Origin of the sequence: Eisenbergiella sp. OF01-20, assembly GCF_003478085.1 — a bacterium.
Classification (GTDB): Bacteria; Bacillota; Clostridia; order Lachnospirales; family Lachnospiraceae; genus Eisenbergiella.
Window position 1 is genome coordinate 18,189 of the sequence record NZ_QUES01000032.1, and the last position, 15,524, is coordinate 33,712.

Sequence of the window (15,524 nt, forward strand, 5' to 3'; positions counted from 1 at the left end):
CATGAAAAAATATCTGTCTTTTTTCCGTCTGCGTTTCAATACGGGGCTGCAGTACCGCTCGGCGGCTCTTGCAGGCATCGTCACTCAGTTTTTCTGGGGGATGATGGAGCTTCTCACCTTCCGGGCCTTCTATCAGTCGGATCCTGCCGCCTTTCCCATGACGCTGCAGGCTGCCTGTTCTTATGTCTGGATACAGCAGGCGTTTCTGGTATTATTTATGGGATGGAATATGGAAATGGAAATTTTTGATTCGATACGAAACGGGAATATTTCCTACGAGCTGTGCCGTCCTCTCGGCATATACCCTATGTGGTTTGCAAGAAGCCTGGCTTACCGGCTGTCCCGTGCGGGGCTGCGGTGTCTCCCTATTTTACTGACGGCAGCACTGATCCCAGCTCCTTATGGGCTTTCTGCGCCCGTTGATCCGGGAAGCTTTTTCCTTTTCCTCATCACTATGTTTTTGGGACTTTTTAATGTGGTGGCATTTTGTATGCTCATCTATATGGTATCCTTTTTTACCATTACGCCGGACGGCATCCGTATTGTGGCATTGTCCGCAACCGAGCTTTTCCAGGGAGCCATCATCCCTCTTCCCTTCTTTCCGGATGCCGTGAGAAAGGGAATAGAGCTGCTGCCTTTTGCCGCCATGCAGAATGTGCCGCTGCGGGTATACAGCGGTGATCTGAACGGGGCTGCTTTGGAAAAAGCCATCCTTCTTCAGGTTTTCTGGCTTCTGGTCATGGTGCTTGCAGGCAGGCTTCTGGAACAGCTGGCAATGAAACGTATCGTGGTACAGGGAGGTTAATTATGTTTTCAACTACACCGGCAACAAATGACCCGCTTACCGGCGCATCGGCCTCTTTCCGGAAAAAAGCCGCCGACAGCTTCCGGCTTTACAGGCATTATTTTATGATCCAGCTGAAAAGCGCCATGCAGTATAAAACCTCTTTTTTTCTGACCTGTATGGGACAATTCCTCGTATCCTTTAATGTATTTATAGGAATATACTTCATGTTCCGGCGGTTCCATACGGTCAAAGGCTACAGCTATAAGGAAGTACTGCTCTGTTTCGGGATTACCTTGATGGAGTTCGGCCTGGCGGAAGTTTTCGCCAGGGGTTTCGATACCTTTGCCTCCATCATAGGGAATGGTGTTTTTGACCGGATTATGGTAAGGCCGCGCGGCCTGATTTTCCAGGTTCTGGGACAGCGGATTGAATTCACCCGTATCGGAAGAATGATCCAGGCGACGGTGATGTTTGCTTATGGACTGGCGGCAGGCGGGGTTGTCTGGAGCCCTGCCAAGGTATTTACCGTCCTTTTTATGCTGGCAGGAGGGGCCGCACTCTTTTCCGGTATTTTTCTTATCTATGCGGCGATTTGTTTTTTTACCCTGGAAGGGCTGGAATTTATGAATGTCCTTACGGACGGAGCCAGGGAATATGGAAAATACCCTGTGGATATTTACGGGAAACGGGTCCTTCTGTTCGCTACCTTTCTGGTTCCTTATGCCTGCATCCAGTATTATCCCCTTCTTTTTCTTTTGGATCGCGGCAAATGGTGGTACAGCCTGCTTCCGGCAGGAGGTTTCCTTTTTCTGATCCCCTGCTTCCTGCTGTGGCGGGTGGGGGTGAGGCATTATAAATCCACCGGGTCGTGATTAGTAATGCGGCAGATTACTAGGATCGCAGCAGTTCAGATGGCCCTTTGTGCCCTGCGGCATATCCCTCCCCTCCTTTTCCCTGGGGCTGCCTGTTTGAGTATCTCTTCGCTTCATGCTATAATGGAATCACACGGCGGCCTTTTCCCCTGTAAGAGAACGGCCGGAAAGAATAAGCCCAGCCGGGATTCACAGCAGGAGGGTAAAGAAAACAGATGTATCGTATTTTACTAGTGGAAGACGATTGGGAAATCAATAAGCTTTTAGCCGGTTTTCTCACGGAAAACGGGTATCAGGTACGAAGCCTGTATAACGGCCTGCACGCTGCGGATTTCCTGAGCCGTGAACCGACAGATTTGGTTCTTCTGGATCTCATGCTTCCCTACCGCAGCGGGGATCTGGTGCTTGCGGATATCCGGAAACAATACACACTTCCCGTCATTATTGTTTCTGCAAAAGAAACAACACAGAATAAAATCGACCTGCTGCGTTTGGGCGCGGATGATTATATTACCAAACCTTTTGACATGGAGGAAGTACTTGCCCGGATAGAAAGCTGTCTGCGCAGGGTACAGTTTCAGACAGCCGCCCCGAAACGGCTGCAATACAATAATCTGGTCTGGGATGGGGATAAAAACACCGTTTTCCTTAATAACCAGGAAGTTCCCCTGACCGCAAAGGAGCTTGCCATACTGGAATTACTGATGAGATATCCGGATAAGGTCTTTTCCAAAGCCAATCTGTTCCAAAGCATCTGGGACGCGGAATATCTGAGCGAAGATAATACGCTGCATGTGCATATCAGCAACCTTCGCAATAAATTAAAAGCGGTTTCTCCGGAGGAGGAATACATTGATACGGTATGGGGAATCGGTTACCGCCTGCATAAGGCCGGGGATTGATTCCCCATACCCGTTCAGACAGGTCTGCGCAGTAAATACGCAGATCTGTCTGAACGGTGGCTTTATTTATTTTTTATTGTTTTCTTTTTCCGCTTAAGGAATTCTTTATGTTTCTATTGTAAAGTAAAAAATACAGGAATACAGGAAAGGAAAAGTCGAAAAACGTGCTGTTGCACACAGACGGGAGCAGGAAAAATGAAAACTATGGTACTGGAAGCCCGGGGGCTTACGAAAATGTATAAGGAAACGGCCGCACTGGATCACATAAATCTGCGGCTGGAAAAGGGGAAGATCTATGGTTTTATCGGCCAGAACGGAGCCGGAAAGACCACTTTTCTGCGGCTCATAACGGGCCTGGCTTTTCCTGCCTGCGGAACCCTGGCGTTATGGGGAAAGACAGACCGGAAGGAACTGCAGGAGCAGCGGAAACGTATCGGCTGTATGATTGAGACTCCGGCCCTTTATCCCAATCTGACCGCCCGCCAGAACCTGGAGGTGCAGCGGCTGCAGAGAGGTATTCCCGACAAAACCGTCATCGGTACCTGTCTGGGCATGGTTCATCTGGAAGATACCGGAAAAAAGGCGGTGCGGAATTTTTCCCTGGGGATGCGGCAGCGGCTGGGCATTGCCTCCGCCCTGCTAAACATGCCGGAGTTCCTGATTCTGGACGAACCCGTTAACGGCCTTGATCCGGCGGGCATCGTAGAAATCCGTAACCTCCTGAAGCTGCTGAACAGGGAGTACGGAATGACGATATTGGTCTCCAGCCATATTCTGGAGGAGCTTTACCAGACCGCTTCCCATTTTATAGTAATAGACAAAGGGAAAATCCTGGAAGAACTTTCCGATCAGGAGCTGGAAGAGCGCTGCAGGCGCCATATCGCAATCCAGTCATCCGAGCCGGAAAAAGCTCTTCTTCTGCTGGAGGAAAAGCTGCATACGGAGAAGCTGCAGCTCATGCCAGACGGTACGATCCGCTTGTATGATCATCTGGATAACAAGGAATCGATCGCCCGGCTGCTGCTGGATGCCCATATCCTTGTAACCGGCCTTCAGCTTTCCGGTGATACCCTGGAGGATTATTTTTTACGCAAGGTGGGAGGGGTTTCCCATGATTAATCTGTTAAAAGCCCAATATTATAAGCTTCTGCATAAACAAAGCTTTTGGGGACTGCTTCTCTTTTCCCTTGTCCTGGGAAGTTTGCTGCTGCTGGACAGCCGGAATACAACGTCTGATCTGCTGAAGGGTTCTCTCTATAACCTCCCGCAGATGTATTTTATACCGCTTATTTTTACCGCCCTTTTTGCGGGGGAAGATTTTGAAAGCCGGACGATCCACTGCCTGGTCAGCGCCGGCCATACGAGAGGGGCCGTTTTTTTCACCATCGCTTTATCCTGTCTGACGGCATGTACCGCTCTGTATGCGCTTCCTTTGTTGTTTCATTATATAGCTGCGGCTGTGCTGGGGCAAAATCCTTCCCTCCCCTTCGGCGCACTTCTGCTTACCCTTGCCGCGATTCTTGCCATGGGAATGCTGCCGCTTTTATTTGTCTTTCTTTTCAGGGACACGGGCAAGGCGTTTGCTATCCCGATGGTTCTTTTCTTTCTTATGATTTTTGTGCTGAACAGCAGCTACGCCCCGGCTGCCAGTATCGTTCTGCCCATGGGACAGCTGCGGCTTTTGGCCCTGGATGAAGTAACATTCCCCGTTTGGCTGCCGCTGGGAATTGATTGTTTCTGGATTGTGCTTTCCTGTCTTATTGCCTGTGGGAGCTTCTGTCGTTCGGAATTGAAGTAAAGGAGGGAATATTTTGCATAATTTACTGAAAATGAACAGGTACAGCCTGCTGCGCAGCCGGATATATTGGTGCGGATGTGCCGGCACTTTTCTGCTCGGCCTTCTGACGGGAAGCACCTATGAAACGGATGTGCTGGGTGCGGAAGGCGGCATTGCCGTTACCCTTTCGGATATTTTTATCGGGATGGTATATGATTCCACCTTTCTTCTTATTATTGCTTCCAGTCTCCTCGCCCTGGTATTGGGCCGGGAATTTTCCTGGCGTACCATCAATCAGGAGGTCTGCGCCGGGCATGGACGAGGGGCGGTTTTTGCCGGCAAAGTGATTACGTACCTGCCCGCATATAACCTCATGGTGATCCTCTATCCTTTTGCCGGATGCATCCGGGAGGCCTCCCGGTTTGGGCTTATTGACGGAGGGGACTTTCTTTCGGTCATAATAAAGGCGGTTCTCTATTCCTTCCTGTTAAACAGCGCCGCCTTCCTTTATGCCGTATTTTTCTGCTGCCTGTTCCGCAACTTAGCGAAAGCGATTGCTTTTACCGCAGGCCTAAACTTTGTCCTCAGTCTGTATTTGGGGTATGGTATGAAGCTGGGGCTTCCCCTTTCGTTTCTGCCCATCTATCAGATCCGCAAGGCGGTGAGCACCCAGTCTCTGTTTGTTCCGTCCTGTTGGCTGACAGCGGCGGTATACGCAAGCGTTATGATTTTTCTTTCCTGGCGTACATTCCGCAAATGTGATTTGAAATAGAAAAAAGGTAACTATTCATTCAGGTCTGGACAAGTACGAAAAGAGGTGTTTTTTATCCGTATCCTGACTGGTATTCTCGTATTGTTTTTATTGGTTCTGCTGATCAAATATATCCGTTTGAAAAAGCAGATAAGGTATCTTACAGAGCAGACAGAAGCGCTGGCGGCAGGCCGCACCGAAAAAATGCTGGATATGTCTCTGGTGGACAGGGATTTGGAAAAGCTTGCCGGCAGTCTGAATGCGCATTATGCAGGCCAGCGCTATACGGTAGCCTGCGCCATGCAGCATGAAGAGCATCTGAAGGAATCCATTGCCAATATCTCCCACGATCTGCGTACCCCGCTGACCGTCCTGACGGGTCATCTGCAGCTGGTTCTGAAAACCGGACTGACAGAGGAACAGAAGCAGCGTGTGGAAACGGCGCTTCACAAGGCAGGGAGAATGAATGCTCTGATCGGGGCTTTTTATGAGCTTTCCCTGCTGGATACGGATCAGACGGCGCCGGTAAAAGAATGGATTAATTTTTCGAATATGCTTCTGGATTTTCTTACGGAAAATGCCCCTTTGCTGGAAAGCCGGGACATCCTGCCGGAAATCAGCCTTCCGCCCTGCTCGGTCTTTCTGGAAACCGACCGCGGCATGATGGAACGTATCCTTCAGAATCTGCTTTCGAATGCGGTGCGGTACTGTGATGGGATCATTAAGATAAGTCTTGCCGAAGGGGAGAACGGCAGGGCTGTTTTCTGTGTGGAAAATAATCTGGCGGCCGGATGCATCGTCGATACAGAGCGGATGTTTGAGAGGTTTTATACGGGAGATCCGTCAAGACATGGGGCTGGAACGGGGCTGGGGCTGGCGGTTGTCAGGGGGCTGGCGGAGAAGCTTGGGGGCGAGGCGGCGGCAGGGAGGGAAGGGGAGATGGTGTGGGTGAGGGTGGTGGTGTGATGGGGGATGGTATTTTTTGCTGTCTTATTTGTTTTGAAGGCCAGCGCCTGCTATCCTTTCCAGAGGTACATATCTCTAAACAACGCATGTACGTGGATACCACGAAACGGAATGGTGATATAGAATGGGAAACGTCATCTGCATGGCCCGGGATTTATTACCTCTGGATGAAAAAAACTGGTATGTACCATTCTGGCTTATTTAAATTCCCGAATCACATTCTTAAGGCCAACACAACAAGTGTGCCGACCTGACTGTATAGTTCCAATTCCTGTTCATTTTCCCACCCGATATCATTTAATTAACAAGACCGTTACATCATTAACATTCGTTCCCGTAGGACCTGTCATTATCAGTCCGTCAATTTCCCGAAGCGCATGATACGCATCATTATCCATCAGGTACTCACCAATATCCATTCCTTTTTCTTCCAGCGCTTTTACGGTATAGCCGTCTACGATTCCCCCTGCGGCATCGGTAGGGCCGTCCGTGCCGTCAGAAGCCAGCGAAAACAAAACCGTTTTATCCATCCCCTGAATTCCTGCAGCAGTCTGAAGAGCAATCTCCTGATTTCTCCCCCCCAGCCCGTTTCCTATGACCTTAACTACCGTTTCTCCTCCGATTATAACCGCACAGGGTGTTTCAATCTTCCATGGATTGTTTTTCCGTATCATTTTAGCCGTTTCAGCAAACCATTTGCCCAGTTCCTTTGCCTCACAGCCTGTGCTGGTAGAAAAAACATATGGTTTATATCCCAATTCCCGGGCATGTTCTGCTGCCGCACTACACAGCTCCTCCACATTCCCTTTAACAATATTTGTTATATTGGAAACCAACGTTTCTTCCGCTTTTTCCAGCACGCGGATCACTTTATCTCCTACATCCAAATGATATTTTTCAATGACTTCCATAACCTCCGGTGCATTGGTATCATCCGCGTACGTCATTCCGGAAGCAATCATTTCCGGATGATTACCCACCACATCTGAAAGAATAATGGCATATCCCCCTGCAGGCTGAATATGTTTGGCCAGCTTACCTCCCTTAATTGCTGATAGATGTTTACGTACCGTATTGATTTCAACGATATTGGCACCGCATTTCAGCAGAATTTCCGTCACTCGTGTTACTTCCTGAAGAGTAAGGCCGGGAGCCGGCATTTCCACCAAAGCAGATCCTCCCCCCGACAGAAGGAGCAGGACCTCCTCCTTATCGGTTATCCGGTCTGCCAGTTCCAGCACTTTTCCGGCGGCAAGCATGGAATTATGATCCGGGAAGGGATGAGCCGTTTCCATAATGTGAAACCCTTCAATGGGTCCCCTGGAGTGTCCATACTTAGTAACTACAATTCCTTCCACAATACGGGGGCCCAACAGTCTGGCTGCCTCATCCGCCATGCCCCATGCCGCCTTACCTATTGCAATGACATACACTGGTTTTGTTATAATTACCTCATCCAGGACTTCTCTCACAGCCTTCATCGGCAGTACATCTTCGATTGTCCTTTGTATGATCGTTTCTGCATCCCGGCGCATGGCTTTTATTTCATAGATACCAGAATCATTTCCTGTTCTTCCAATTGTTCCAGCCTGATACATTTCCATTCCCCTTCCTGGCATATGGGAAGCGTTTCTCCTGATACCAGGGAAACTGCTTCCACGATAGGATTAGCCGAAATTTTTATAATGACGGATCCTGTCGGCAGATTATCCGTAACGCTTCCAACCGGACCATCACAGCCGCATAATTCACAAGATGCAGGTTCCGCTTTTCCTTCTGGATATACGCATCACACTGGATATGCCTTTTTCTTTCCTATACTTACAGGAAATTTTTCCTTTGCCGTATATCGTACCGCTTTTTCCAGAAGCATATTGCTCCCTTTCAGATAATTGCGTTTCCTAGTTCATTCAGTCGCCACTGCTGTCTTTGCCGATGCCTGTAACCGTACCGATTTTCCGTAAACCAAGAAAATACCAGATGCTGCACTGCTCTCCAGGCTTTTCCTCCCCTTCTTTATCCATCAGTCCGTCCTCTGTTAAATCGGTCTGCCCCATAAAAATGTACGCTTATGCCATGGGATAATATTCCGTTTATTTTCCAAATTCCACTCCCGCAATTAAGTTCACATCAAGCTCTGCCTTTTTAAAATCGAAGAAACCTTTCTATATCTACATAGTCTACAGCAGAACAATACATTTCACCATTATTTTCAACAAATTTTGCGTATATAAAAACAGACTTACAATTTCGTTTAAAAATACAAAATCAGAGGCAGGCGGATTTTACTCCGTCTGCCCCTGACTATTTACCAGCCGTTCCTGTCATTATACCCACGACTTAATTGCTGCGATAGAGTTTCCCATATCACATAATTGTTCTTTTACACAGATTGCATCAATTACATAGGTCTTACCTGCTGCTTTTGCCCTTTCAAGGGCATCACGTAATTCTTCAGGAGTAAAAACACGCTCGCCCATACATCCAAAGCCTTCAGCTACCTTGACATAATCAATCGTTCCGTCCTGGTTGCAGGGCATTCCAACCGCATATTCAAAGCCATAAGCACCCTTCTGGTTCTGGCGTATCAACCCCAGATTTGCATTGTTTACAATAACAACAATAATAGGTTTATCAAAAACCGTTGTTACAGCGATTTCTTCTCCCATAAAAGTAAATCCAAAATCGCCGAGAACTGTGACCGCATAATTTTCCGGATGTGCTACTTTTGCTCCAAATGCAGCAGGAATCTCAAAACCAAGTGTGCCAGCACCTCCGGAAGGTAAATATTTACCGGGTTTATCTATCTTCTGTAACTGTCCTGACCAAATCTGTACAATTCCACATCCTGTAGTGAACATAGTATTCCCATCAAAGGCTCTGTTTACTTCATGAAATACTCTGTGGGGCATAATTGGGATACTGTCATAATCCGTCTTTCTTGCCATTTCTTCCCGTAATATCGGAAGAACAGCCACACGTTCATTAGAAAAATTCTTAAGCTTCTTCGTCCTGGCAGCTTCTTCAAGCTGCTTAATCGCTTCAGCAGCATCAGAAACAATACCCAGATCCGGTTCAAATACCTTTCCTATTTGTGTTTCACAGATATCAATATGTATAAATTTTCTGTCTCCGCGGTACACCTTCAGGTCCCCTGTATGTCTATCAGAGAAACGACATCCGATACCCAATACTACATCCGATTCAAGCAGATATTTATTTCCGATTGGCTGCCCGACCTGGATTCCTGCATGGCCGGCATTTAACGGATGATTTTCGGGAATTCCGCCTTTAGCCATATAGGTTGTTATTACAGGAATCTGATATTCTTCTGCAAAATGAATTAATGCCTCTTCCGCTTCGGCAAGGCGTACGCCACCTCCCATGATGATAACCGGATTTTCGGCCTCAGAAAGCATTTCTATCGCCTTCCCTATTTTTTCAGGGTCTGGCATCGCTTTACTGATTCCTTTCGGTTCATAGGAATCTATCTCAAACTCCAGCTCTCCCATCTGTACATCCAGAGGAAAATCTATCAGTACCGGCCCGGGCTTTCCTTCTCTCATCAAATAAAAAGCTTCTCTCATCATATCCGGTATTTCTTCGGCCTTCATGGGGCGGAACACTTTCTTTGTTACTGTATCCGCAATGCTTACCATATCAACACACTGGAATGGATCCTGATTCAGCTGCCATGTGTTTGCCTGTCCTACAATTGCCAGGAGCGGAATAGAATCAATGTTGGCCGTATATAATCCCGTAACAAAGTTAGTTGCCCCAGGACCTGCCGTACAGATAGCAAGTGCAATTTTATGACTGGCCCTGAAATAAGCGTCTGCCGCATGGGTACAAGCCTCTTCATGCCTCATCCCATAATGTGAAATTGGTGCGTTTTCTAAATATTTATACACCGGGTTAATGCCCGCCCCCGGTATACCAAAAGCATCAGTAATTCCTTCTTTTACCATAATCTGGACGATTGCTTCTGCTGCTTTTATTCTCATAATTACTCCCATCTACATGCTTAAGAGCACATTGAATTTGTTATTTTATACAATAAGTTCCTATTGCCGATCCTGATCAAACCATACGTTATCCGTTTTGAGAGCTGTATAAAGTTCCTTATAAGGCAAATCTCTAACGTTATCCGTTTTCAGTGTGACGCACAGTGCCGCAGCAGTTCCTGCCGCCTGTCCCTGTGCCATACAGGATACTGTATTTCTTGTTGACATATGTGCATGGTGATCAGAAGTAACCATCATACCAACGGCAAACAGATTTTCCATGTTTTTAACCAGCATTGCCCGGTAAGGGAATCCATAGGTTTCACCATTCTTTACCTGGAAATGGGGCGCTTCATCATGGAAACCGTAGGAAAACACGTCATCACTGAAATGAACGCCATTTATTACTTCCTCATTGCTGATGTCATACTCGCACGTAATACATCTTGCTCTTCTGATAGTCACGGCAGGACTGGTTCTCGCAATAAATGCATTCTCACTTCCCGGAATAACCTCTTTCAAAAGCTTTAATGCTTCAAACTGCCTTCTGCGCAGTTCAAACTCGGCTGCAGATAACTCTTTTACATCTGTCGGGCTTGCCGGCATATGGTAATTCAGCTTAATAAACATAAAATAATTATCATGTAACGTGGTTGTCACCGTGTGCATTCCAAGTTCAGCCGCTCTTTTCCCAAAACTGGGCTCAAGCTTATTCCAGTTACCGTCAACTCGTATGAGCTGTCCGTCACGGCCGCTCCGGGGACCAAGCGCATATTCTTTTAAAGCATCGTTCTTCTTCAGGAACTGGTAATACTTATCAATATCTATACCTCCAATACCCATGCTGTTCGCAACTGCATAATCATTGGGTTCCGTATAGCCGGCACCGGCTCTGGCACAAACATCTCCATATCCGGTGGAATCAATAACCATTTTAGCAAGCAATACCTGACTGCCCTGATGATTGACAATAACCACTCCGGTAACTCTGCTGCCTTCCGTCAATACCTCCGCAACCATAGTATTGACATAGATATCAACGCCTTCTTCCCGAAGCATCTGCATTGCTACGTATTTGTATACTTCCACATCCACGCAAAGGGTATCGGAATCATATCCATAATTCATTAACGTCTCATTATGTCCGGATGCACCATGCAGCGCTGTCAGTCTGTTAATCATCTCTTCAGGCAGTCCCCTTACGACTTTTCTTTTCTCAATTCCGGGAAACGCTTTCCATAGGTTATAAAAGCTGTGAAGTCCGCAGCCTCCCTCTGCCGCAATTCCTCCCACATAACCTTTACTTTCGATAAGTGCTGTTTTAACGCCTTTGCGGGCTGCTGAGATAGCCGCAAATACACCGCTGGTTCCACCCCCGCAGATAATAACATCATACTTACTCGCAGGAAATTTTCTTTCCGATTGCAGTACATATTCCATAATAATGCCCTCCTTTTCTTAATCTAAAAAGACATTCTGTTCCTTCAAAACCCCTCTCAGCTTATCAACATCAAGCTGTCTTGGCTGACATCCCTGCTTGGCACAAAGCGCTGCCGCAGTCCCTGCCGCCTGCCCCTGGGCCATACATGACACTGTATTCCTTGTTGACATATGGGCATCCCATTCACTGGTAATCATACGGCCGGCAACAAGCAATCCTTCCACTTTTTTGGGCAGAAGAGCACGATAAGGAAGTCCATAATATTTCCCATCCTTAATCATGATACGTGGCGCACAATCATGAAATCCATACAGCATTACTTCATCCGGGAATCTCGTTCCATTCACGATCTCATCAAGAGACATATCGTGCTCACATTCTATCACCCTTGTCAGCCTTACACCAACTCCCACAGGTGTCCAACTCACATAAGCTTTTTCAAATCCCGGTACGTGTTCCCGAAGCATCCTGGACAATGTCATAACCTGACGGCGGAGCTTGAGCTCTGCTGCACTTAACTCTTCTGTATTAGTTGCATCCACAGACTTCAGGTTCGCAGAATTAATATAACCATAATTTCCCTCATACAGCGAGAATCCCAAAGGTCCCCACATTCCGCTTTTTTCCATATATTCCTTGAAAAGCGGGAGCTTTTTCAATTCAAACCCCAAACGTATTATATCATCTGTCTCACTTCCCTTATCCGCTCGGATCAGTTGGTTAACCATATTATTTTCTTCCAGAAAATGCATAAGTTTCGGCATATCCACGTTCATCATTCCAAAAGGCATACCGACAGAAGTTGTATCATGTCGTTTGATAAACGGAGCACCTGCCATTGCAGCTACATCTCCATCACCGGTAGTATCAATCACATTATCTGCCAATATGGCTTCTCTTCCGGATTTTCCCTCAATAATAACACCAGTAATCCTATTTCCATCTTTAATAACATCCGCAACCATCGTGTGCAGAAGTACTGTCACCTTGCATTCTTCCAGCATCTCGAATGCCACTTCTTTAAATATTTCCCAATCGATCAACGTAATTACTGAGTCATAGCTGCCGCCCTTTTCCTGCTCCAGATGGCCGGGTGACCCTCCCTTCTGTTTCATACGTTCTATTATTTCATCGGGAATTCCTCTGACTACCTGAACTTTCTCCACACCTGGAAAGGCCTTATACAGGTTAAAAAAACTATGCAGCGGGCCTGCCCCGTTGATCATGGTTCCTCCCACAAAGCCATATCTGTCTATTAAAATGGTTTTGGCTCCATTTCTCGCGGCAGCAATTGCTGCCACGATCCCGGCTGTTCCTCCTCCGGCTACAATCGTATCACATAAATAATTAACAGGTGTCTGTTTTTCTTCCTTTATATATCTTTTTTCCATCACAAATCCTACCTTTATGTTCTGTTGCGTTTATAATTTCACCCTTTTATCATAATGTATTATTTATTAACGGTAATTACATGATAAGGATAAGGATAAACCGAATTGTAGATTCCTGGATACATACTGCAGATACCATCCTTTTTCTGAACAGTAATATATACCATCAAATCCCAGTCTTCTGTTACATATTTGCCCGGAATTACCGCTTCATAATTCTCTCCTGCTTCCTCCATTACTGATGTAAGGAATAATCCTTCCGTCTGATTAACGTGTCTGTAATGAATTACCGGGGCAGCCGGCCACCTTCCAATTCCGGCTTTACTTACTTTAATTCTGATATCAATACCGGCTTTTGCCTCAGACGGAAAATCTGAGGACAAACACAACTCTTTTTCCTCTTTTTCAACATTATCCAAAATACCCGTCACATCGGAGGAGACTACTAATTTTTCTATTGTTCTCAGGTCTGCATCAAGTTCTTTTTTCAAATCTCTCCAAGTACCGCGTCTTGTGGTGGAACCTGCTGAACTGAAATCCAAATCATGATAGTAAGCCTTATCTCCTTTTTCTGAAAGAAGCTCCCAATAGCTTATTGCCTTCCTGAACAACAACTCGCATTTTTTTAAGCGGGACGTATTTTTATTCTGTTTCCACCAGGCCAGTTCCAACGCCGCTCTTATTTTATAAGAATGGTATCGGGCCATATCACAAAGCATATGAAGATCAACCATTAAGGCCTTGTATTCCGCATTATCCTCTTTTTCCGGTATGGCCTGCGCCTGTTTGATTTTCTCCTCCACATCCCCTGCCAATGTCTGAAGCCACCCCGCATACTGCATTGGTGTATATTTTCCGGCCATTGTACCATTCACACAATCCTTCACATACTCTTCTATGCCGTAAAACATACCATGATCACTTGGCTCTGTGGAACCGTATGTAATTTGTTTCTGAAAATCATACGGTTGGGGTGTGTACAAATTATTCTCATCAAACAGCGCAAAACCGGTGCTCATCTCAGTCCAATAACGCAGCGATGGGTGAACAGGCATATGTACTGTTGTAATCATCGGAATAATCCTGCTTGCCTCTGCAAGCGCCTGTTCCAGAATACGGCCTCTTCTTTTCCCAAAATGAGCTTCAAATTCTCTTAGCCATACCTTTTCCGGAGTATCTGTCCGGTAGCCCAACCGACCAAACATCGTATACCACATCCAGAATCTCTCATCTTCCCATGTACCCGAACGCAATGTCTCATCTGCAAAAGTGTCCCATGCTTCTTTATGTGATAACTCATGACCATATTTCAGAGATAAAGGTGCATTAACCTGGAACCCCGCCGCCTGGGATAAACTGCAGCTCTTGGAAAAACGTCTTGCATAATCTGCATCTCCCCACAAAAATAAATTCGTTGACCCATAATTCCATAATCTGAAAATCACATTATAATACCGGGGCTTTTTTAACATATCAGCATAGGAATATCTCCGTGAATGATTGAAGTTGTCAAGCTGCGCCAGCTCTTCGCTTCTCATTGTGGAAAGATGATATGGCAAAGCTGCATGTTCACACCAGTATTTTGTAGGTACTTCTACCTTCAGCCCTCTTCCGAACGCATGTCTGACCATTGCTTCTGTCAGACCTTTTGCCCGTAAATCAAGCGTAAAAATTTTTCCCAGTTCATTTCCTGCATCTGCTACTGCATCTGCGCAATGATTCCAGAAGGCTTCTGCAGACACCTGCGTTCCCACTCCCGACTCGTGATTCACCCTGAACTGTACAATGTCAATGTCCGGAACCGCCTTTAGCAGGGCCTTCATCCCGCAATAGCAATATTCACTGAGTACATTTTCATCTTCCGGCAGGCCGGATACAAGCTCATCCTGTTCTGTCGTCCATGGTCTTTGCTGCCAGGTTGCCAGAACAAACTGAATTCCATACTCATGACACAGTGAAACAATTTTGCGAAGCATATTCAAATTCTGTTCTCTTTGTTCAGAACTGAATACCTTCATCCTGATTTGAGGATATTCTTTTACTTCTGTAAAAAAAGGATAAGGAGGAGACATATAAGCCGTGTCAAACCCCAAAATCAAACAGAAACGGTTAAATCTTGCCTGCGCCAGTCTTTCAAGATAATAATGCCAAAATTCTTCCGCCAGAAACCACTCATTATCCAGATGCCCCAGAAGATACCGATCCATACACCTTACTTCATTCTCAGGAATCTCTGTTCTGTCCTCTGCGTTAACAAGTGCATCGATTCCCTCTGCCCGTATCTGCTCAGCCATTTCTAAAAGTGTGTACATAAGTCCTGTCTGATCCGAACCGGAAAGCAGAAGTATGTTCCCAGCCACAGTCCCGCACCATTTTTGAATCGTACTTTGAGGCTCTCTTACCAATTTTGCTCCGGTGCTTTTCAGAAGAACTTCTATCCGTTGATCCTGTATACTTCCCACAACAAGAACAAATCCATCCGTATCTTTTTTCTCCGTAAAATGATTTAAAACTTCAATCTGATATCCCGCTTTCTTGATGGCTGTTTCCATTCTATTTTTACCGTAAACTGCACAGCCCTCAACATCAAGATAACAGACACTTAGTTTTCTGTTTTCTCCCATAATTCTTTT

The 15,524-nt window shown here is 46.2% G+C and carries 14 protein-coding genes; 8 read left to right on the top strand and 6 right to left on the bottom strand.

Going from position 1 to position 15,524, the window contains the following annotated elements; all coding sequences use genetic code 11:
* The first annotated feature begins 1 nt into the window (after window position 1).
* The 8 genes from DXA36_RS25365 to DXA36_RS32735 all read left to right on the top strand — a co-directional run bounded on the left by DXA36_RS25365 (window position 2) and on the right by DXA36_RS32735 (window position 6,309).
* A complete protein-coding gene (locus tag DXA36_RS25365) occupies window positions 2-805 on the top strand; it encodes an ABC transporter permease (protein ID WP_118682175.1) in 804 nt (267 codons plus the stop codon).
* A gap of 104 nt (window positions 806-909) precedes the next feature.
* The gene (locus tag DXA36_RS25370; protein WP_243114744.1) at window positions 910-1,659 is read left to right on the top strand and encodes an ABC transporter permease; all 750 of its coding nucleotides are present in this window, start codon (window positions 910-912) and stop codon (window positions 1,657-1,659) included.
* A gap of 215 nt (window positions 1,660-1,874) precedes the next feature.
* Window positions 1,875-2,561, top strand: a complete 687-nt coding sequence (locus DXA36_RS25380; RefSeq protein WP_118682178.1) for a response regulator transcription factor — start codon at window positions 1,875-1,877, stop codon at window positions 2,559-2,561.
* 195 nt (window positions 2,562-2,756) lie between these two features.
* Window positions 2,757-3,680, top strand: a complete 924-nt coding sequence (locus tag DXA36_RS25385; RefSeq protein ID WP_118682179.1) for an ATP-binding cassette domain-containing protein — start codon at window positions 2,757-2,759, stop codon at window positions 3,678-3,680.
* Window positions 3,673-4,359 (top strand): ABC transporter permease, encoded by a 687-nt coding sequence (locus tag DXA36_RS25390; RefSeq protein ID WP_118682180.1) that lies wholly within the window; start codon window positions 3,673-3,675, stop codon window positions 4,357-4,359. Before DXA36_RS25385 ends, DXA36_RS25390 begins: the two co-directional genes overlap by 8 nt.
* 13 nt (window positions 4,360-4,372) lie before the next feature.
* Complete coding sequence (locus tag DXA36_RS25395; protein WP_118682181.1) at window positions 4,373-5,110, top strand: ABC transporter permease; 738 nt, start codon at window positions 4,373-4,375, stop codon at window positions 5,108-5,110.
* Window positions 5,111-5,155: 45 nt separating this feature from the next.
* Window positions 5,156-6,055 (top strand): sensor histidine kinase, encoded by a 900-nt coding sequence (locus DXA36_RS25400; RefSeq protein WP_118682182.1) that lies wholly within the window; start codon window positions 5,156-5,158, stop codon window positions 6,053-6,055.
* Window positions 6,034-6,309 (top strand): hypothetical protein, encoded by a 276-nt coding sequence (locus DXA36_RS32735; RefSeq protein WP_147366651.1) that lies wholly within the window; start codon window positions 6,034-6,036, stop codon window positions 6,307-6,309. Before DXA36_RS25400 ends, DXA36_RS32735 begins: the two co-directional genes overlap by 22 nt.
* A gap of 39 nt (window positions 6,310-6,348) precedes the next feature.
* On the opposite strand, the gene DXA36_RS25405 is transcribed toward DXA36_RS32735, so the two are convergent.
* From DXA36_RS25405 to DXA36_RS25425, 6 genes are all read right to left on the bottom strand, one after another.
* Window positions 6,349-7,659, bottom strand: coding sequence for a glycerate kinase type-2 family protein (locus DXA36_RS25405; RefSeq protein ID WP_243114741.1), 1,311 nt, complete (start codon window positions 7,657-7,659; stop codon window positions 6,349-6,351).
* Window positions 7,660-7,965: 306 nt separating this feature from the next.
* Window positions 7,966-8,112: a hypothetical protein gene (locus DXA36_RS33135; protein ID WP_182479261.1), complete on the bottom strand. Its 147-nt coding sequence runs from the start codon at window positions 8,110-8,112 to the stop codon at window positions 7,966-7,968.
* Between the two features lie 270 nt (window positions 8,113-8,382).
* Window positions 8,383-10,059: a thiamine pyrophosphate-dependent enzyme gene (locus DXA36_RS25410; protein ID WP_118682184.1), complete on the bottom strand. Its 1,677-nt coding sequence runs from the start codon at window positions 10,057-10,059 to the stop codon at window positions 8,383-8,385.
* Window positions 10,060-10,119: 60 nt separating this feature from the next.
* Complete coding sequence (locus DXA36_RS25415; protein WP_118682185.1) at window positions 10,120-11,499, bottom strand: FAD-dependent oxidoreductase; 1,380 nt, start codon at window positions 11,497-11,499, stop codon at window positions 10,120-10,122.
* Window positions 11,500-11,517: 18 nt separating this feature from the next.
* Window positions 11,518-12,891: an FAD-dependent oxidoreductase gene (locus DXA36_RS25420; protein ID WP_118682186.1), complete on the bottom strand. Its 1,374-nt coding sequence runs from the start codon at window positions 12,889-12,891 to the stop codon at window positions 11,518-11,520.
* 59 nt (window positions 12,892-12,950) lie between these two features.
* On the bottom strand, window positions 12,951-15,515 hold the full coding sequence (locus DXA36_RS25425) for a hypothetical protein (protein ID WP_118682187.1): 2,565 nt from the start codon (window positions 15,513-15,515) through the stop codon (window positions 12,951-12,953).
* Between the last annotated feature and the right edge of the window lie 9 nt (window positions 15,516-15,524).